General features: G+C 39.6%; 20 protein-coding genes. 15 read left to right on the plus strand and 5 right to left on the minus strand.

Annotation, left to right across the window (positions count from 1 at the left end):
- Nucleotides 1–63: 63 nt before the first annotated feature.
- Both QE382_RS10250 and QE382_RS10255 read left to right on the plus strand, forming a co-directional pair.
- Entirely contained in the window at nt 64–2619 is a 2556-nt protein-coding gene (locus QE382_RS10250) for a BamA/TamA family outer membrane protein (protein WP_307185798.1), read from the plus strand.
- A gap of 29 nt (nt 2620–2648) precedes the next feature.
- Nucleotides 2649–3428, plus strand: a complete 780-nt coding sequence (locus QE382_RS10255) for a helix-turn-helix domain-containing protein (RefSeq protein WP_307185799.1) — start codon at nt 2649–2651, stop codon at nt 3426–3428.
- A gap of 46 nt (nt 3429–3474) precedes the next feature.
- Here the strand turns inward: QE382_RS10255 and QE382_RS10260 are convergent, their stop codons facing one another.
- Nucleotides 3475–4137 carry a DUF1349 domain-containing protein gene (locus QE382_RS10260; protein ID WP_070565465.1) on the minus strand — a complete coding sequence of 221 codons (663 nt, stop codon included), beginning with the start codon at nt 4135–4137 and terminating at the stop codon, nt 3475–3477.
- Between the two features lie 266 nt (nt 4138–4403).
- Between QE382_RS10260 and QE382_RS10265 the strand changes: the two genes are divergently transcribed.
- On the plus strand, nt 4404–5012 hold the full coding sequence (locus tag QE382_RS10265; RefSeq protein WP_070565463.1) for a class I SAM-dependent methyltransferase: 609 nt from the start codon (nt 4404–4406) through the stop codon (nt 5010–5012).
- 12 nt (nt 5013–5024) lie between these two features.
- Nucleotides 5025–5933: an NAD(P)/FAD-dependent oxidoreductase gene (locus QE382_RS10270; protein ID WP_070565461.1), complete on the plus strand. Its 909-nt coding sequence runs from the start codon at nt 5025–5027 to the stop codon at nt 5931–5933.
- A 208-nt stretch (nt 5934–6141) separates the two neighbouring features.
- Here the strand turns inward: QE382_RS10270 and QE382_RS10275 are convergent, their stop codons facing one another.
- Nucleotides 6142–6438 carry a winged helix-turn-helix transcriptional regulator gene (locus QE382_RS10275; protein WP_201303552.1) on the minus strand — a complete coding sequence of 99 codons (297 nt, stop codon included), beginning with the start codon at nt 6436–6438 and terminating at the stop codon, nt 6142–6144.
- A gap of 142 nt (nt 6439–6580) precedes the next feature.
- On the opposite strand from QE382_RS10275, the gene QE382_RS10280 reads away from it, so the two are divergent.
- Nucleotides 6581–7180, plus strand: coding sequence for a nitroreductase family protein (locus QE382_RS10280; RefSeq protein WP_070565457.1), 600 nt, complete (start codon nt 6581–6583; stop codon nt 7178–7180).
- A gap of 42 nt (nt 7181–7222) precedes the next feature.
- On the opposite strand, the gene QE382_RS10285 is transcribed toward QE382_RS10280, so the two are convergent.
- Together QE382_RS10285 and QE382_RS10290 are read right to left on the minus strand one after the other, a co-directional pair.
- Complete coding sequence (locus QE382_RS10285) at nt 7223–8167, minus strand: MBL fold metallo-hydrolase (protein WP_307185800.1); 945 nt, start codon at nt 8165–8167, stop codon at nt 7223–7225.
- A 63-nt stretch (nt 8168–8230) separates the two neighbouring features.
- Entirely contained in the window at nt 8231–11497 is a 3267-nt protein-coding gene (locus tag QE382_RS10290; RefSeq protein ID WP_070565453.1) for a TonB-dependent receptor, read from the minus strand.
- A 282-nt stretch (nt 11498–11779) separates the two neighbouring features.
- Between QE382_RS10290 and QE382_RS10295 the strand changes: the two genes are divergently transcribed.
- From QE382_RS10295 to QE382_RS10310, 4 genes are all read left to right on the plus strand, one after another.
- The gene (locus QE382_RS10295) at nt 11780–12292 is read left to right on the plus strand and encodes a DUF4269 domain-containing protein (protein ID WP_286779231.1); all 513 of its coding nucleotides are present in this window, start codon (nt 11780–11782) and stop codon (nt 12290–12292) included.
- A 17-nt stretch (nt 12293–12309) separates the two neighbouring features.
- Nucleotides 12310–12867, plus strand: coding sequence for a Crp/Fnr family transcriptional regulator (locus tag QE382_RS10300; protein WP_070565449.1), 558 nt, complete (start codon nt 12310–12312; stop codon nt 12865–12867).
- A 77-nt stretch (nt 12868–12944) separates the two neighbouring features.
- Nucleotides 12945–13262 carry a DMT family transporter gene (locus tag QE382_RS10305; protein WP_307185801.1) on the plus strand — a complete coding sequence of 106 codons (318 nt, stop codon included), beginning with the start codon at nt 12945–12947 and terminating at the stop codon, nt 13260–13262.
- Between the two features lie 235 nt (nt 13263–13497).
- Nucleotides 13498–13893, plus strand: coding sequence for a hypothetical protein (locus QE382_RS10310; RefSeq protein WP_307185802.1), 396 nt, complete (start codon nt 13498–13500; stop codon nt 13891–13893).
- A gap of 91 nt (nt 13894–13984) precedes the next feature.
- Here the strand turns inward: QE382_RS10310 and QE382_RS10315 are convergent, their stop codons facing one another.
- The gene (locus QE382_RS10315) at nt 13985–14716 is read right to left on the minus strand and encodes a 3-keto-disaccharide hydrolase (RefSeq protein ID WP_307185803.1); all 732 of its coding nucleotides are present in this window, start codon (nt 14714–14716) and stop codon (nt 13985–13987) included.
- Between the two features lie 683 nt (nt 14717–15399).
- On the opposite strand from QE382_RS10315, the gene QE382_RS10320 reads away from it, so the two are divergent.
- The 6 genes from QE382_RS10320 (at nt 15400) to QE382_RS10340 (ending at nt 20460) form a co-directional block, all read left to right on the plus strand.
- Nucleotides 15400–15522: a hypothetical protein gene (locus QE382_RS10320; RefSeq protein ID WP_307185804.1), complete on the plus strand. Its 123-nt coding sequence runs from the start codon at nt 15400–15402 to the stop codon at nt 15520–15522.
- A 27-nt stretch (nt 15523–15549) separates the two neighbouring features.
- Complete coding sequence (locus tag QE382_RS10325) at nt 15550–15927, plus strand: DUF7674 family protein (protein WP_070565445.1); 378 nt, start codon at nt 15550–15552, stop codon at nt 15925–15927.
- Entirely contained in the window at nt 15928–16005 is a 78-nt protein-coding gene (locus tag QE382_RS23540) for a potassium-transporting ATPase subunit F (protein ID WP_084823209.1), read from the plus strand.
- A gap of 141 nt (nt 16006–16146) precedes the next feature.
- A complete protein-coding gene (gene kdpA / locus QE382_RS10330) occupies nt 16147–17832 on the plus strand; it encodes a potassium-transporting ATPase subunit KdpA (RefSeq protein WP_286767114.1) in 1686 nt (561 codons plus the stop codon).
- A 26-nt stretch (nt 17833–17858) separates the two neighbouring features.
- Complete coding sequence (kdpB, locus tag QE382_RS10335; protein ID WP_307185805.1) at nt 17859–19868, plus strand: potassium-transporting ATPase subunit KdpB; 2010 nt, start codon at nt 17859–17861, stop codon at nt 19866–19868.
- A 25-nt stretch (nt 19869–19893) separates the two neighbouring features.
- Nucleotides 19894–20460 carry a K(+)-transporting ATPase subunit C gene (locus tag QE382_RS10340; RefSeq protein ID WP_307185806.1) on the plus strand — a complete coding sequence of 189 codons (567 nt, stop codon included), beginning with the start codon at nt 19894–19896 and terminating at the stop codon, nt 20458–20460.
- The last annotated feature ends 19 nt before the right edge of the window (nt 20461–20479 follow it).

Genomic DNA, 20479 nt, shown 5'->3' on the forward strand with positions numbered 1-20479 from the left:
CGAGACCATCAAACATTCTACCTGTATCGACTGTTGATTTCTCGAAGACCCGACTTAGATAAAATGAGAAGAATCTTTACATTAATTGCCTGTTGCTGTGTTTTTAATTCGCATGCGCAGCGTATGGACAGTATTACCACGGTGATCGCACCTGAGTATGACCGAGTGGGGTTACTGCATCGATTTTGGCTTGGAGATAGTTACCGTAAATTATATAATACTCCTGTTAAGATGCGTGTGATGGATCTCGCTACAGAGCGGGGCGGGCTTCAGATTGTTAAGTTGGGTGGTGGCATGCAGACACAGTCACTTCGACTGGTAGATTCTATGGGTAGGGAGTGGGTTCTTAGGTCTATTCAGAAATACCCTGAACGTAGCCTACCGGAAAGCCTTCGAAAGACATTTGCAAAAGATATAGTACAAGATCAGATTTCGATACATCATCCATTTGGTGCATTGACCGTTCCGCCATTTAATAAAGCCTTAGGTATTCCTTCAGCTTCGCCAGAACTGGTTTTTGTAGGAGATGACCCTAGGTTCGGCGAGTATCGTGAGGTATTTAAAAATAGGGCCTATATTTTTGAGGCGCGTACCCCTTTTGAGGATCAAAAAACGGATAATAGCGCAAAAGTCATGCGTAAAGTGTTGGAAGACAATGATACACAAATTGATCAGAAGCTCACACTACGTGCACGATTGTTAGATTTTACGTTGGGCGACTGGGATCGCCATCAAGACAACTGGCGTTGGGACCCTGAAAAAGAAAAAGGTAAAAAGATCTATACGCCTGTCCCTAGGGATAGGGATAAGGTGTATTATAAAACTTCGGGGGTATTTCCAACATTACTTTCCTATCAATGGTTGAAGGCCCATTTGCAACCCTTTAGTCCACATATCCGAAATGTGCCCCATTGGAATTTTAATGCAAGTACTTTTGATCATTTTTTTCTCACGCATCTTACGGTGGACGAGTGGATTGACGAAATACAATTTGTTCAGAAAACATTGACGGATTCGTTGATTCATCAGGCTATGTTAACGATGCCTGATACCATTGTGAAAATGAGCGCGAATGAACTGGAAACAAATATTCGTTCAAGAAGGGACGAACTGATGGAAAGTGGATTAACCTACTACCGATTTCTAGCCCGTGTCGTTGAACTACCATTGTCCGCCAAATCTGAATTTGTAGATGTCGATTACAATAGTGATGGTTCGGTCACTGTCAATATCCATAACAAGAAAAAGGATGGCACCGAAGGGCGAAAATTGCTAAAACGTACTTTTGTACCTGATCAGACCAAAGAAGTTCGCATATATGGTATATCGGGCGTTGATGAATATAACTTCCATGGATCGGGCAAATCGCCCATAAAGTTTCGGATTATTGGTGGTGATGGTCAGGATTTGTACCGTACAACAGACAAATTTGCCAATGGCAGCAAAGTTTATATTTATGATGGTAAAGACCAGGTTCAGGGTACTATCCAGATTGATGATGCTATTCATCTGAAATTGAGCAAAGACAGCGCTGTCCATACGTTTGACTATGACAATTTTGTCTATGATCGTAAAGGAGTTGTTTTTAATTTGGACTATGGCGTTGACCGCGGACTTATTTTTGGACTGGGGTATATGATCGAAAATCAAGGATTCAGAAAAAAACCTTATGCGTATAGGCATCAGTTTCTTGCCAGTTATTTGACCGGTCGCGAATCATTTATGTTTGATTACAAAGGTAATTATAAGGAACTCATTGCAGGGCATGATCTTTACATTCATCTTTCATCCCTTGGGCCCAAAAACCTGAGCAACTTCTTTGGGTATGGAAATAATACCATTTTTGATAAATCGGATTCAAAGCGCATTTCCTATTACCGAAATCGATTTGATCTTGTGAATGGTGATATTTTTCTAGAAAGATACCTAGCCCCCAAATTCAAGGTTTTCTATGGATCCTCCTCCGAATATTATAATAGTAAAGAATTAAATAATGTTGGACGATACTTTGAAGAGTTTCATGAAAAATATCCTTCGGAGCCTATCTACGGTAGTAATTTTTTCACTGGGGTCACCACTGGTATAGATTACGATACCCGCGATAATATCAGTAATCCAAAATCGGGAGTACATTTTCACACTAGATTGGGGTGGAATGCTGAAATCGGAGGGGAGGGCCGCAACTATACAAAATTACAGCATTCCATGAGTTTTTATAAAACGGTTGCCGACAACTATATTACTTTTGCTAATCGTGTGGGATTTGATGCGGTATGGGGAGATCCCTACTTTTATCAGCACGCACAAATTGGAGGAGAAATGAGCTTAAGAGGGTATAATTCTCGGCGATTTACTGGGAAAACAGCGCTTTATAATAATTTTGACATGCGATTGAAATTATTTAGCTACTCTTCTTATATCGTTCCTGGAACAGTCGGGGCAATTGGTTTCTATGATGTAGGAAGGGTCTGGATGAGTCATGAAAATTCCAATGACTGGCATATGGGATATGGTGGCGGAATTTATTTTATGCCAGGAGATCTATTAACTATTCAAGGAGTAATAGGGTTCAGTAAAGAAGCAACCTTGCCCTATCTCCGAATTGGACTTTCTTTTTAAAGACCTAAAACGAAGCTTTTAAGTATAAAATGAAATCAGAGATCAAAAAAAAATTAGATAGAAATTTTGCTGAGCGTAGATTACGAAATAGCAACATCGATTTATCTGTGCTAAAACACTATAAGAGTTACGCAAAAACTTTTGCCGACATTCATAACGGTATAGTCGTACTGAGTGACCTGACGGCAAACTGGAGTTATACCTATATGGGGACAATTGCAGAACGACTTTACCTTCCTTCATATGACAAGAAGCTGGAAATAAATGGTATTTGGGAAGATTTTCTTCTCGAACGTGTTTACCCCGATGATTTGGCCATTAAGCATGCTTTGGAGCTTCAATTTCTCAACTTGGTCAAAAAAAAGGATCTGGCGGAGCGATTCAATTATCAAGCAAACAGTATACTTCGGGTCGAAGGGAGAGAGGGGCAAATCATCCAGCTGTCCCATCAGATTTTTTACTTGGACACCCCAGGACCGGAATTCCCCCAGCTGGCTTTATGCTGTTATACCTTAGTACCAGAAACTGAAACTTCAATCAATCTTCGAAATTATATCCTCAATCAGGTAACAGGCGTAGTCCATCACTTAGATGGCTATGGTGCGAAAACTTCGATTAGTACACGAGAGAAAGAAATTTTAAGCTGCATCAAGGAGGGGATGATTAGTAAACGAATTGCCGAAAAACTAGGGTTGAGCATTAATACCGTTAACAGGCATCGGCAAAATATACTCCAAAAGCTTCGTGTACGAAATTCATATGAAGCAGTGAGTGTGTTTAACAAGATGCAGCAGGACATACTGACTTAAGATGACGCCCGTCTATGGGGCTGTCTTAGACGGGCGTCGATATTTTTTAGTTTGAATTATTCTCTTTCAGCCATTTGCTTCGACGTTGATCTGCAAGGTGTTTGATCGTAAAATAGTCAAATTTCGCCTGAAAGCCATTGCCGTCTGGTGAAGCTGCCATTAAACCAACCATAACAGGGTGATTATCCTGCAGCCAGGCATTCCTCATCATGATATACTCCTTGTCATCAAAAGAATAGAAAAATTCGACAGCATCTAATCGACGTATTGCTTTGATCCAAATAAAAGGGATTTCCTTATCTATTGGAATAATGCTCCAATCACTCGTTTTATGCGTAACGACCGTACTCAAATTGTATTTTCCATCCACAAATTCTATCCCTGCTTTTATATAGTTTTCATGATCAATGCGCAGCATGAGACCTGCTTGGTCAAAGCGGGTTTGGTAGTTCGCCGAGATCTTTGCCTTGACTTCAAACTCTCCCCCGCGTAGCGTATAGAAAAAGGGGGCGTCGTCTACTGTAAATCCATAATGAGAGATACGCCAATAATCGCTTTTAGGCGTAACGAACATCGAAAGTGAATTGTCTTTGATGTTCCATTCTGTTGGTTCGTTAAACCAAAGCATCTTATCCAATTTTTGTGCGCTGGCCTGTGTCGTAAGCAATGGAAATAATGAAGCTGCTAAAAATGTCTTTATAGTTTTCATGTTTTTGTTTTTGTGATGATATTCATTTTCATCAGCAAAGATATTTAAGCATAGCACAGGTTTTCAATACTGATAAATAACCATGATTTCAATAATTCATCCTATTGTAATTTATTTGCAATTTAATTGCATTTAATGTTTTTGCTACATAGTTGCAATAGTGAAAAATACTATCTTCGCTGAGTTGACTTTTAATCCACTGTAGTACCGAATCGGTATAGCAAACAAGATCGATTTCAATTTTAAACAATATAAGCAACAGCAGTATGGAATTTTGGGAACGTAATTTTATAGAGAAGCAAGAAATGTGGGGGGATGAAGCCGCAAAGTCTACAACGTTTGCAGTAGGCTTTTTTTTGGAACACAACATCAAAAATATACTGATTCCTGGGTTCGGCTACGGTCGCAACGGTCGCCCTTTTTTGGAAAATGGAATAAAAATTACAGGCATTGAGATTTCGAAAACGGCAATAGAACTCGCCCGGAAATCCTTTGGGACAAATACGATAATCCATCATGGTTCGGTTAATGAAATGCCTTTTGATCAGGATATATATGACGGTATATTTTGTTACGGGCTTATTCATCTATTGGATGCTGAAGAACGTAATGCGTTAATCCAGCATTGCTTTGACCAATTAGCTGAAGGAGGTTATATGATTTTTACGACCGTATCAAAGCTAGCGAGTATCTATGGAAAGGGGGAGGCCATAGGCACTGATCGATTTGCAATGTTTGATGGAGTACATATGTTTTTTTACGATATTGATTCCATTCATGCCGAATTCGATCCCTATGGATTAATGGAAATTAGGGAGGTAGAGGAAAATTTTCCATTCTACTTCATCATTTGTCAGAAGAGGATTAATATTTAAATATATATATTTATGAAAGATGATAGAAGCTATGAGGTAATTATCGTTGGGGGAAGTTATGCGGGGCTTTCTGCAGCGATGGCATTGGGACGTTCCTTGCGGAATGTGTTGATTATCGATAGTGGGCTACCTTGTAATCGACAGACGCCGCACTCTCATAATTTCATTACGCATGATGGTGAAAAGCCGCTTAGTATAGCGAAAAAAGCGAGGGAGGAAGTTCTGAACTACCCGAGTGTCAAGTTCCAGAAAGGGCTTGCTGTGAGCGGCATGATGACAGCTACAGGGTATGAAATAACCACCGAAAATGGGGACGTCTTTCAGGCTAAAAAGCTCATTTTTGCGACTGGTGTGGAAGATATTATGCCTAGTATACAAGGATTTTCAGCCTGTTGGGGAATTTCGGTTATCCATTGCCCATATTGTCACGGTTATGAATTCCGAAAAGGAAAAACTGCTATTATGGCCAATGGAGAGCGTGCGCTTCACGTAGCGGGATTGGTCAATAATCTCTCGAACGACTTAACGCTATTGACTTCGGGTAAGGCTAGTTTTGATGTTAAGCAGAAAGCAAAACTGAAGTTACATGGTATTTCGATTATTGAAGAAGAAATAACTAAAATCCAGCATAAGAATGGATGGGTCCAACAGGTACAATTAAAAGACGGTCGTGAACTTGCCTTTGATGCTGTTTATGCTGCCATACCTTTCAGGCAACATTCGCTTATTCCTGCTATGTTAGGTTGCGAATTGACCGATCAGGGACATATAAAAACAGACAATTTCCAGAAAACAACAGTCGCGGGTGTTTTTGCCTGTGGAGATAATTCCAGTATGATGCGTTCTGTAGCGAATGCGGTTGCTGCAGGAAACCTAGCTGGAGCAATGGTTAATAAAGAACTTGTTGATGAGGTTTTTTAGTGGCCATATTGATCTGTTTTCCGGCAGTGGTGACACATTGTTAATTCATCAGGAAGTTTTTACAAAAACTTCCTGATGCGTAAATGCTGTCTTTATTAAATTTTTTTGTCCAAATTTTACTGAAATAATAGCTGCCGATAAGATAAACCGACACCAGGAAGTGATCCTTTATGATGGATAATCGTTTTAAAAGTCGACGGTTCCTACTCTACATTTGTTGAATACGTTCGGTCCGACTAGCCGTTTCCCGTCCCCATTCTGCAATAGATTCTAATAGCGGAATAAGCGTCTTGCCGAATGGTGTAAGTTCGTAATCTACTTTCAAAGGAGCTTTTTCGGTATGTACTGTACGCTTTACTAAACCATCAGCCTCAAGTTCCTTTAATTGTAAGCTTAATGTACGCTCGGTAATTAATGCACATTCTTTTCTTAATTCATTATAACGTTTTTTTTCAATTAGATGAATCAAAATTACTGCTTTCCATTTTCCGCCTATGTATTTCATAGTTAGGCTGGTACTGCATGGGTATTGTTTGTTGTCTATCAAATACATCTGTTACTATCAAGTTTGACCGTTATTGCAAATATATAATACTATATTTAAGTTTGCAACTATAAAATATATAGTTAATTTAATCTTGTATGTTATGGCTTTTTTAGAAACTGCAAAGCAACGTTACACAACGAAAAAGTATAATTCAGAAGCGCTAATTCCGGAGGAGAAAATCGCTGAATTAAAGGAAATAATCCGATTGAGTCCATCTTCCATCAATAGCCAGCCATGGAAATTCTTCTTTGTCTCTTCTGGGGAGATGAAACAAAAACTCGCTGCCGCATCCTATTGGAACGCACAGAAGATAAATGAGGCAAGCCATCTGGTTGTCTTTAGCGCACTTACCGATGTAGATCGCTTTGAAGAGCAGATCGCAAACACGCTTCCAGAGGGATCGATTAATTACTATAAGCAATTTTTGCAGTCGAAAGGGGAGTTCCATGTTCAATCCTGGATGAAGCAACAGGTGTATCTTTCTTTGGGATTTTTCCTTGCAGCCTGTGCTGCAAATCATATTGACGCAACCCCAATGGAAGGAATTGAAAATTCCGTCTACGATGAAATACTGGAACTCGATGGCTATCAGACGCTGTTTGCAGTTGCTATTGGCTATCGACATGTGGAGGATGCAAATCAGCCTGCAATTACCGCAAAATCACGTTTGACAATTGCAGATATAATTGAAGAGTTCTAGGTAAAAAAAGATGAAACCAATAGTGGTTTCATCTTTTTTACATTAGTTTAAACTTATCTTTTTGCCCTGTTCGGGGAAAACATAATTTATTTTAAGTGGATTATTGTTGAGCAATTCGTTTTTAATGATTTCAGGGTTGTTACCAGTTGGTTTTCGGTGTGTGACTACTATGCTTAGCCCTTCCAAGTTTTTTAGTCCCGTTTTTTCTTTGAGCTTTACGAGTTCTTCTAGCAGCAAATTGGGGGTTAGGTGACCGAAGAGTAAATTTTCTGGCTGATTATTTGGGAAGGAGACTTCAATCAATATGCTGTTTAATTGTTTATTTTTGATCAGAGGGGTCATCTTATTCCAGAGCTTATCTAGCTGATCGGATTTTTCCACCCGGTCCGCGCCAGTATCGCCGAGGTAAAGGAGGTAGTGATTATCATGGCGGACAAGTGCTGCACTACTTTTATATGGATTTACATGGCTCAGCTCATATGCCGTCAAAGATAATGCTGTATTTGGTACTTGCATTTCCAGCCCCTCCTGTAAACTGTTGTAATGATACTTTCCTAGTATGGGTTTTTGGCCCTGATCCCCAAAATTGATCCAGGTATCCGTGATGAAATAGTGATTTTGTAGAATTTGAAGGACCGGATCAATAGCGAAAATGTTCTTTTTGCTATCGGCAGGAGAATTAATAATAAGACCCGATAGATGATCGAGATGTCCATGGGAAATGAAATATCCCTTTATTTGGTTATGCAAAATTGTTTCGACCGATCCATTTAGACTTTTCAACACAATAGCTTTTCTAATCCCCGTATTTATGGTTCCGGCGTCGAGGCAAAGGAAGGCCGTATCTCTTGGAGTGCCTACTAAATAAGCAGAAAGATTGTCTTCTTGTTCGCCACCATATATTCCCAGCGGGACAAGGTCAAAATGCTGTGCCTGACAGGTCATGGTCACAAGAAATGTAAAAATGGAAAGCGCTAGTTTTTTCATGATTATTAAACTAAAAACCCATCCGTTGTTATAGGATGGGTTCAAATTTACGTTATTTTTTGTTTATTGGTTGAATCGGTAACGTACACCCAGCTGAATTCTCCAGCGTGAAGTTTCATCCACACTGTTCGAGAAAGTGTTGGTTAAAGGAATCTGATTTGTTGCATCTAAATACGGGAATGAGAATGTTGGTTGTCCCTGCGCATTCAATCCTTTGTAATTTAAGATACCGTTCGCTTTGTTGGCAAATTGGGCAACTCCCCAGCTTTTGTTGATCATATTACCGAAATTAAATACATCAAAAGTAATCTGCAATTGATGTTTCTTACCGCTGGTATTTAAAAATACATCTTGCGCGATGCGGATATCCAGTGTTCCGATCATTTTTCCTACCAATGCGTTACGTTTCGCGTATTGGCCTCTGTGCGCGTTCAGGTAATTGTCCTGATTAATGTATCCGTTCAATTGAGACCATAATTGATCAGCTGTCCGAGTGTCTTGCACATTGTCGCCAACAAGTGCAATTTCAGCTTTACTATTTGGAATGTAGATCAAGTCATTACCAGACAAACCATCATTGTTCAGGTCACCGCCATAAGTATAAGAGTAGCGAGGCCCGTCCTGCAGTTGATAAAATAAGGAGAATGTCGTTCCTAAATGATCCAGGTATTCTTTACGGTAAGAGAAGTTGGCAATAAATCTATTTTTAACCAAATAAGTTGAATAAGATAGGTCAGCGCTATTTGGATTACCCGACACATAGCGATCACGCCACATGGATTGAGCAATAGATCCTCCATCGTTCACAGATCTTGAATCTGTATAGGTATAACCGATATTTGCAAAAAATCCACCTTTGAACTCTTTCGACAATGTTCCTGTCAAGGTATAACTATAACCTTTTGATGTATTGGACATCACAATGGCGTCGGAAATATTCGGATTTTCGGGAGTAGGTTGAGCAGCACCATAAATACGTGGAGTATTGTAACGCATACGGTTATCGGCACCAACTAAAGCTTTACCGTCCGTCGTATTTAGATTGACGTTACGGAAATAGACCGAATTGATATCTTTTGAATACATGGCTTCAAAAGTACCAATAACACCGCCTGGTAATTTTTGGTCAATGGCAAGGTTCGTTCTCCAAAGCTGCATAAATTTGAAGTTATTATCCGTTACCGCCAAGTTATAACTCGAGTTGTTGGCTGCAGTTTGGTGGTTCACATTGCGATAAGCATCTACATCAGGTGTAAATGGGCGGTTTGTAGGATTATTAATAGATTCAGAACCAAACATAACACCATTATTGCCGGCCTGATTAGAAATCCATACTAATGGCGGACGACCCGTAAAGATTCCCGATCCACCACGTACCTGCGTTTGATTTGTTCCATTGACATTCCAATTAAATCCAATTCGTGGCGACCAAAGAATTGCACTCTTTGGATATTTTGATACATCGATCTTTTCACCTTGATCAAAATTCAACTTGGTTACATTATCATTTTTCAGTTCATTGGGGGATGATATGTTAGTCAAATCGGCTCTCAATCCAGCAGTCAATTTAAAATGATCATTTACAGCATAGGTATCCTGTGCATATAGACCAAACATACGTGCTGAAATTTCTGCATAAGGAAATGACCCATCAGGTAAAACAGAATATTGGATTTGGTATTTGGTTGCGTTGGAAACATTATTTTTTGCAGAGTTGTAGAAGTCATCTAAACTGGCAAATGTATAGGCTCCATAATAGTTCGGTGCAAATCCATTGGTGGTTTTGTAATTTTCAAAATTGGCTCCCAAGGTAATCTCATGCTTTCCGGCATAAATATTAAAGTTGTTGGTTGCTTGAAATACCTTCGTCTTTAAGCTATTAAATGCTGTAAATGGTTCGTAACCAAATGCTGTCATGCTACTACCGTCGGGGTTCATGATGTCTACCAAAGGAAATGGTTGGCCACCTTTCGACTCTCTATAGTCGTTCATGACATTGTATCCTACGGTCAATGAATTAGAATATTTGCTACTGATACGCGTACGTAATTCTAAATTCACATTGTCCATGTTGTTGTTTATACCGTAGCCTGCTGAGCTGAAAGGTAGGCCAAGGTTGGACGGTTGCCGATTATTTTTGGGCGCACCACTATTGGACGGTAAGATGTCGCGATAGGAACGAAAGTAGAAATATTTAGCGCTTAAGGTATTTTTTTGATCGATATTGTAATCTAATTTAACGGAAAATTTGTCACTGCGTGTATCCAAAGGATAATCTTGATAAGATCCAGGATTATACCCGATCGATTTAAGGTAGTTGGCTAGCTCATCAAGTTTCTCCGCAGATACGGTTGAAACATTCGGCCCCGTATTTCCTCCGCGTGAAGCTATAAAATTTGTTCCTGGGTCTGTTCTTCGCTCAAGCTCGCCGCTTGCAAAAAAGAATAGCTTGTTTTTGATAATTGGTCCCCCCACGGTAAAACCATAGCCTTTTAAGCTGAAGTTGTTGACTGGTGCTCTTAGTCCGGCCGAATTGTATTTGTTGACTAAATTCTGATTTCTGAAATAATAATTTAACGAACCTTGTACTTCGTTGGTACCACTTCTTGTTACGGCATTGATTGCAGCACCGGTAAAACCATTTTGTCTTACGTCATAAGGAGCAATGTTTACTGAAATCTCCTCAAAGGCATCCATATTGATAGGTTGCGAGTTTGTTTGGCTTCCGATGGTTCCTTGTAGTCCAAACGCGTTGTTAAATAGCGCGCCATCGATGGTAAAGTTATTGGCAAGGTTGCTTCTTCCTGCAAAAGAAGGATTACCGTACTGCATCGAAAATTGAGGGGTCAGTTTGACAAAGTCTGTAAAGCTTCGATTGAGTGTGGGTAGATTTTGAATCGCTGTGCGGGAAATGTTTTGTGCCGCACCTGTTCGGCCGGAGTTGAAGACTTTGCCCTGTCTCGTACCTACAACGACAGCTTCATCCAATACTTGCGATGCGGACTGCATCTGAATATCTAATGTTGAGCTTTGTCCCAAAGCCAGTTTCTCGATCTGCTTGATATTGGGTGAATGCCCAAGATAAGTTACAGTGATTTGATAAGGGCCACCAATTCTCATATTGGGGAGATTATAGCGTCCATCACTTCGCGATGAAGTAACGTACTTTGTCCCAGAAGGTAAATGTATGGCTTCAATTGTCGCCCCATTGATTGGCGAATTTCCCTCTCTGACGGTTCCATTCAGAGCAGAGGTGGTTTCATTTTGCGCATAGGTAAGTGAGGTACCGATTGTGCTTAGCAAAATGCTGGTAATCAAATGTTTTCTCATTTGTTTTGTAGCTGTTTAAATGACTAGGTGATTTTTAAACCGCGATAAAGGTAGGAGAGTAGTATTGATTTTGTGTTAAGTAAATATTATTTAACGGTTTCCACTGTCGTAGGTATAAACCGTTTTTTATTATTGATAATTCAGTCCAATCTTGCTTGCGGCTATTTTTTAATTTTGATTATGTTTACGTTTTTTCTTTTGTTGTTTAGTATATTCAAACCTATCTAACCGGATTGGATTTTATCGTTACTTATGACCATAAATTTTAAAAACATAGATTATTTGAAGTCTGGAAACGACGTGCAGAAAAAAGCCTATCGGTTATTGACTGACTATCAAATTACTACTCTTCTTGATGCTTATGATCCGATTGTAGTTGGTACGATACCGATTCAGCTAGATGTGGGTGGGAGTGATATAGACATTATTCTTTGTGTCGACGATTTTGATGCTCTTGAAGAAATGCTGTCTCTTAATTTTTCGAAACATGCACATTTTCGGTTACAGCGGCCGGCCGATCGTGTAATCATCTGCCGTTTCACGATTGAAGAGCAGCTTTTTGAAATTTATGCAACGGATAAAGCAACTGAAATTCAGAGTGGATACTTACATATGCTTAAAGAGCATGAAATTATTCAATTGAGGGGTGGAGAATTCGCTGAACAGGTCAGACAGCTCAAGAGGAGTGGGATAAAAACTGAGCCTGCATTTTGTCAGCTATTGGGAATTGAAGGCGATGCATATACAGAACTTCTAAAGTATAATCCAGCAGATAACACGATGAACTATGAATGATTTTAATCTATAATAGAATGAATCCCCTAGTTGAACAGTTCAAAAAATATGGCTATCTCAATGAAGCAATTGAGAAAGCGGTAGAAAATAGAACGCGTTATTTCTTTAAGAAAAAGGGCGAGCATTTTTTGAGAGAAGGGCAGCATTTATCCAGCTATTTTGTTTTAAGTACAGGATTACTACGAGCTTATTTTTTTAAAAACGGACGTGAAATGAACAGCTGGTTTGGTGAGGAAAACCAGATTTTTGGATCGATTTTACCCGTTTATACTGAAAAACCCTCTTTTGAAAATATTCAGCTTCTTGAAGATTCCGAGATCTATGCTATTTCTGTAGACGATTTAAATGAATTGTATAGAATTTATCCTGAACTAAATCTTATCGGTCGGAAGATTGCCGAGGAGGTTTGTATTATTCTTGAAGAACGGATTATGTCGCTGCATACCGAATCTGCAGTAGAACGATATCAATCGCTCATACGCTTACAGCCAAATTTGTTAAATAGAATTAATCTCGGTCATATTGCATCATATTTGGGGATTACACAAGAAACACTTAGTCGGATCCGGCGATAAGGTACGATTTTGATATAAGTCAAAAAATGCCCCTCATTTAGCGATTATCTTTGCTGTAGAAATTTAAACTATTGAAAATGAATTGGATTGCATTGATCATCGCTGGCATTTTTGAAATTGGCTGGCCGCTCGGATTAAAAATGGCTCAACAGCCAGATTCAAATAAATTGGCTTGGATCATATTGGCTATTGTTTCTATGAGCATTAGTGGAGGATTATTGTTTTACGCTCAAAAGGCAATTCCTATCGGTACAGCTTATGCCGTATGGACAGGTTTGGGAGCTGTGGGAACATTGATTGTTGGAATCTTTTTTTTCGGAGATTCTGCCAATATATTTAGGCTCCTTTCAGCAACATTGATCGTCGCTGGAATTATCGGTTTAAAAATATTCTAAAAAGCCACAGGAAATGCTATTTATGTTAGGGAAGATTTAAATAAATTATAAAGGTGAGCTCAATTTGCTTGACTAGAATGTTCAAAGTCGTTTGAAACGCACTTTTTTAATCAAAACTCCTTATAAAAGAGTAGGTTGGGATGATTTTTGCTTGATAATCAAATTATGAGGCAAGAACTAGCAGAAAAAATAGAATTGTATAGTAAAAGGTACGGTCTATTTATGCGGCCGGAGTATGTTAGCTTTGCTCGGGACAAGACTTTTGCTTCGCAATGAATGTCTCCGTGAAGGTGATATAAAAGCGTACCAAGACTATATTGCTTCGCATTATCCGGAAGATCTTCCCTGGGAAATGAAACAATATCAGGAAACGACCAAAGCATTGGAACGAATGAGTAAGGAAATGGCAATTGCTTGGGTGAATACGCATCAAATCAATATTTTCGAATCCGATATTTTTATCGATGATGAAGATTCAATTTTGCGCCCTATTCAGTCAAAGGATGAAGATATGTTTCGCTATAATTTTAATGCGTTGGAAGAACTCATCTACAATCACCAAAGACCAGAAGATCTATTTCGGGGGAATAGGGATTGTTTTTGGATAGATACAAGAATTGAATGGCGGTAGTAATACTTCTTGCGATATTTTTTATAATCGAGACGCTAAAACAATTTTTTGTTTTAGCGTCCAAGTCCTTCGCATATCTGAAGGACTTTTTTTATAAAAGCTTTATTTTTAGATTTCTAAACGATACGCCTCTCGACCAATCCTGCAGTGCTAATTTCCCATTGATATGCTTACCAAACTCCGGATAATCTTTGAAATTACTATGCTTTACTAAATCTTTCCATTTAGCTGAATTAAAATCCATTTCAGCGGTGATTTTTCCATTTAGGAAGAATGTAATTTTTCCATCTTTCTGAACGATACTGGATTCATTCCAATCATCTTGCGTTTTAATGTTGACAAAGTTTTGTTGCGGTAGAAATGTATAAAGACAGCCCGAACGCTTTAGCGGTTTATCAAAATCAGGATGGGAATCTGCCAACAGTTGGTACTCCGGTCCAGAATGGTAGGTCGCATTAATATCGGGTCTTTCCTGTACGTTGACAAAAACGCCACTATTTCCCTCTTTTTCCAGCTTCCATTCAAACTTAAACTCATAATTTTTATACGCTTTGTCCGATACCAAGTCGTATTTTTGGCTTTCACTGTTTGGGTCACAGTAAATTGTTCCATTTTTTACAATCCAGGCCGTAGGCGCATTTTTGCTATTATTGTACGTATGCCAATTGTTGAGCGTGCTACCATCAAATAAAAGTTGCCAGCCATTACGTTGCTCTTCTTCTGTCAATGTATTGGGACTGCTTTTTTCATTTTGACAGGAGAGTAAAATACAGCCCAGAAAGACCCATAAGGTGATTTTTTTGAAAAGGTTTAAGTTTATCATTGTTTTTATTTTTATAAGTGTCTTTTTAATACGTTTTCCCAACCAATATGTATTCCCTAAAATAATTTTTAATGTGAACTTTTGGAGACAATTTCATATTCCTTTGCAAATTTGTTACATAGTGCTTCTGCTAATACTTATCCCGAGGTTCACATATTCTCCCATTCATTCATGAATTTTTAAAATGTGCTGGCCCATCATTTTAAAAGATAAATCGGCTCAAGCCGTCTATACTTTTTTGGTCACCTTTCAAGCATAGATGACAAGGTACACATTATAATGATTTGATCACATTTTCAGCATAGTCATTCTCATTTTGATAAAATAACCTTATCAAAATGATAGGATTCTCCAATTCTATTTTGTCACTTATTTTTTTATATCATCTGATTAATAGCGTTTTATGATGTTTTTCGGTACAGTGGAACAGGATTTGGCTTATGGGGACAAATGAATGTAAATATGAAAACAGGACGGAAAAGAAAAGTATGTGGTAAGAGTCCGCCGAGGGGGACGATCGGCAAAGCTACTAGCATTAAATTCAAGTTTAAAAAATGAAATCGCAAGTCACTAATAAAGTTTAACAATGGTAATAACAATCATACTCATCATAACTGGACTATTTTTCTTCTGGTTATTCTATAAAATGGTCGACTTTTTCGGCAAAATATAAAATAAATAATATGAAAGAGAAGCAAGAAAATAAAGGCAGAGGTTCCGCTCATAATGTGTCGGGCGACCGTATAGCGAAGGTCATCGTAGTATTATTGATTATTGCAATGATTTTTCAACTCTATATCGGGTAGATTTTGATACATAGTTTTACGAACAACATGAAAAAATTAAATCAATACGGTGCAGGTCTGTATATGGCGCTCCATTACAAAGAAATCCGATCAGAGATTAGTTTCCTATTACGGAAGCACAATTTTGCAGGAGCTTTACAGGCTGTTATTAATCATCTTCGGAGCTTAATAGTACTGCAAAGCACGGACAAAATCTGCCAGCATATTCATTTTCTCGGAATGATTTATGGACGAGGAAACAATTATGTAAAATACATTTTGGAAAATCTTTTTGTTAGATCTTTAGGAGGTCTTCGACGTATAAGTTCGGTCAATGCATGGGCAGAAATCGAAGCCCAGCTACCAACACCATTTTTAGAGGTCCTCAAAGGACAACAAATCCATAACCTTCTAAAATCAAAGTAAATGACAGCTTTATTTATTGTAGCACTACTGGTTTTTACATACATCTGTTATGTACTCTTAAGGCCAGAAAAATTTTAATAACAAGATTACTCATTCGTCATTGTCAGCGATGAAACTGCGCTTTCAGTCAGTCCTTTTGGCATTACGAAGTCAAAAGAAGGGCTTAAAGTTAGCTGACGATTGATCATGATACACTTTTTATACAAATCAATTAAAGAAATGAATACAGAGATTCTTGGAATCATAGTGATGTTCATCGTAACATTACTACTCGGACTTCCCCTCGGGAAATATATAGCTAAGGTATATGGTAACGAAAAGACCTGGTTAGATCCATTGTTTCAACCATTGGAACGTTTTTTTTATCGAGTGACAGGAATTAATCCCAATGTTCAGATGACTTGGCAACAGCACCTCGTTGCTCTTCTGACAATTAATCTAGTGTGGTTCCTGTTGAGTATGGCTATCCTGATGAATATGGGAAGTTTGCCTTTAAATCCAGATGGAAATCCTGGAATGACTGCTGATTTGGCTTTTAATACCAGTATATCCTTTTTGGTTAACTGTAATCTCCAACACTATTCTGGGGAGTCGGGCGTGAGTTATCTAGGACAAATTTGGCTCATGTTTCTCCAATTCGTGACTGCAGGCGTGGGAATGGCTGCTGCAGTGGTTATTTTTAAAGCTTTTAGGGATAAAACAACAACGCAATTGGGCAATTTTTACGATTTCTTTGTGAAATCTTGCACCCGCATTTTACTCCCTATCTCGGTCCTGGTTGCTGCCATTTTCGTGTTCCAAGGCATGCCGATGACATTCGAAGGTAAGGACAGTATGATTACAGTTACTGGAGATACCGTACAGGTAAGTCGAGGACCAGTAGCTGCCTTTGTTCCAATTAAACATCTGGGAACAAATGGAGGTGGTTTTTTTGGTGCGAACAGTGCGCATCCATTCGAAAATCCCAATTATTTGACCAACATGGTGGAAATGATTGCCCAGTTTATTATCCCGATGGCGATGATATTTGCATTCGGCTTTTTTATTCGCAAGCGTAAATTTTCATGGATGATGTTTGGCGTGATGACCATTGGGTTTATCATCCTGACGATTCCAAATATAAAAATGGAAATGGCTGGAAATCCAGCGATCGCACAGATGGGTATTGATACGTCTATGGGGGCTATGGAGGGAAAGGAAGTACGTATTGGTGCCGCAGCATCCGGCTTTTGGAGTATTGTCACAACGATGATTTCGACGGGATCAGTCAATTCTATGCATGATAGTTACATGCCCTTATCTGGTATGAACGAACTGATAGCCATGATGGTGAATGCCTTTTATGGCGGTGTGGGCGCGGGGATACTCAATTTCTTCATTTTTATTATACTCGCCGTTTTCATTAGTGGCTTGATGGTGGGGCGCACACCAGAGTTTATGGGTAAGAAAGTTGAAGCGCGCGAAATGAAAATCGCTATGATTGTTGCTCTTGCCCATCCTTTTCTAATCCTTGTCGGTACAGCACTTGCGACAGCATTTCCAGCCCAAGGTGCTTCTACATTGAATAACCCTGGATTCCATGGTTTTAGTGAAATATTGTACGAATATACTTCATCCGCAGCCAACAATGGTAGTGGTTTTGAAGGTCTTGGAGATAATACCATTTGGTGGAACATTTCGACAGGTATCGTATTGTTACTCGGCCGATTTATACCGATTATAGGCCCAATTGCTATTGCTGGGTTATTGGCTGAGAAGAAATTTATACCTGAAGGCGAGGGAACGCTAAAAACTGATACAAGTACATTCGGTTTAATGGTATTCGCTGTGATCGCGATTATTGCAGCACTCTCTTTCTTCCCTGCGTTGGCACTGGGTCCAATTGCGGAATATTTTTCCATGTAATACGTAAAAATTAAAGAATTCTAAAAATGAGCAGTCAACAAACATTGTTTCAGAAAGAGCTTGTACAACAAGCGTTAAAGCAATCTTTCGTGAAGCTAAATCCTAAAATAATGTTCCGTAATCCAGTGATGTTTACCGTGGAAATCGGGACGTTGATTATGGCCGTGGTTTGTCTTTGGATAATGACCGGAGAAAAATCACAAGGTACACTTGGTTATAATTTTACAGTATTTCTTATCCTATTTTTAACCTTGCTGTTTGGCAATTTTGCGGAGGCAATTGCCGAAGCCCGCGGAAAGGCGCAAGCAGATAGTCTTCGGAAAACTCGGGAGGAAACTCCTGCAACCCTGCGCGATGGTCGGGTCGTTTCATCCGCTCAATTGAAAAAAAATGATGTTTTTGTTTGTCAGGCTGGTGATGTAATTCCATTGGATGGGGAAATTATCGAGGGGTTGGCGACAATAGATGAAAGTGCAATTACCGGTGAATCAGCACCGGTGATCCGCGAGGCTGGGGGCGATAAAAGTTCAGTTACAGGTGGCACCAAGGTTTTATCCGATCGAATTGTCGTGCAGGTAACGACAGAACAGGGTGAAAGCTTTCTGGATAAGATGATCGCACTGGTCGAAGGGGCAAGCCGCCAAAAAACACCTAACGAGATTGCCTTAACCATCCTTTTGGCAGGTTTTACACTTGTTTTTATTATCGTAACGGTGACCTTAAAACCATTTGCGGATTATGCCAATGTCGGTATCACCATTGCTTCGTTTATTTCACTTTTTGTCTGTCTGATTCCAACGACAATAGGTGGTCTTTTATCGGCGATTGGTATCGCGGGAATGGATCGCGCACTTCGTGCAAATGTTATTACAAAAAGTGGCAAGGCAGTTGAAACGGCGGGTGACATTGATGTCTTGTTGCTTGATAAAACTGGAACCATTACGATCGGAAATCGTAAGGCGACAAATTTTTACCCCGCCGATGGTGTCATGAAAGAAGCGCTGGTACGTGCAGCAACATTGAGCTCCATGGCGGATGAAACACCAGAAGGGAAATCAATTGTTGAATTGGCTGGTGTCAACCCATCGAGCTATAAGGTCGAAAACCCGGCATTCATTAAGTTTACCGCCGAAACCCGTAGCTCGGGAATAGACTTTGAACAGACACGTATTCGTAAAGGTGCAACAGATGCTATTCGAAATATCATTGTAAAGGCTGGAAATCTATTTCCTCAGGAAATAGATGAGCGCGTAAAGCTTATCTCTCAAAATGGGGGGACCCCATTGGTCGTAGCCGAGAATGAACAAGTACTCGGTGTCATAGAATTGCAGGATGTGATAAAACCCGGGATTCATGAACGCTTTGAAAGGTTGAGAAAAATGGGTATTAAGACTGTTATGGTGACAGGAGACAATCCGTTAACGGCCAAATATATTGCAGAAAAAGCAGGGGTGGATGATTTCATCGCCGAAGCGAAACCCGAAGACAAGATGAACTATATCAAAAAAGAACAGCTTGACGGGCGATTGGTCGCCATGATGGGGGATGGTACAAACGATGCTCCGGCACTTGCACAAGCGGATGTTGGTGTAGCAATGAATAGCGGTACGCAAGCTGCAAAAGAGGCTGGAAATATGGTCGATCTCGACAATGATCCGACCAAATTGATCGAGGTTGTGGAGATAGGTAAGCAATTGTTGATGACCCGGGGTACGCTGACAACATTCAGTATTGCAAACGATGTTGCCAAATATTTTGCGATTATTCCGGCCCTGTTTATTGCGGCAATACCGGCACTTCAAGGTTTAAATATTATGCAGCTCAGTAGTCCACAAAGCGCCATACTATCGGCTGTCATCTTCAACGCAATTATTATCCCATTACTGATTCCTTTGGCATTAAAGGGAGTTGCATACAAACCTATAGGCGCAAGCGCATTGTTACGGAGAAACCTGCTCGTTTTTGGACTTGGTGGAGTGCTCGTTCCATTTATTGGTATCAAGGTCATAGACCTGCTGGTTTCGCTATTTATCTAATACATTTTTAATAATTAAAGCAAAGATGAAAACACATATATATCCAGCAATAAAGATTACAATAGTTTTATTGCTCCTGCTGTCAGTTGTATATCCGGCCCTTGTTTGGGCAATAGCTCAGATAGCACCTAATCACGGAAAAGGGGAAATGCTAGCGTACAACGGGCAAAAGTATTACAGAAATATTGGACAGGCCTTTACGCGTGATGATTACTTCTGGTCGCGTCCTTCAGCTGTTGGTTATAATGCAGCAGGATCGGGAGGAAGTAACAAAGGACCCTCTAATGAGGAATATCTTTCGGAAGTTAAGGCCCGTATTGATACGTTCTTAGTCCACAATCCCACTGTAAAACGCGAACAGGTACCGGTAGACATTGTTACAGCCAGTGGCAGTGGTTTGGATCCAGATATCTCGGTAGAGGCCGCAAAAATACAAATCGATCGTGTTGCGAAAGCAAGAGGTATATCGGTAAATAGCTTACAGTCTCTCGTTGATGCTCACGTTCAGACCCCTCTATGGAATATGTTTGGACCTCGCAAAATCAATGTCCTTGAACTAAATATTGCTTTGGACAAGATGGTTGAAAAATAAAATTGACCTGATGGGTCAT

This window comes from Sphingobacterium zeae, from assembly GCF_030818895.1.
Taxonomy (GTDB): Bacteria; Bacteroidota; Bacteroidia; order Sphingobacteriales; family Sphingobacteriaceae; genus Sphingobacterium; species Sphingobacterium zeae.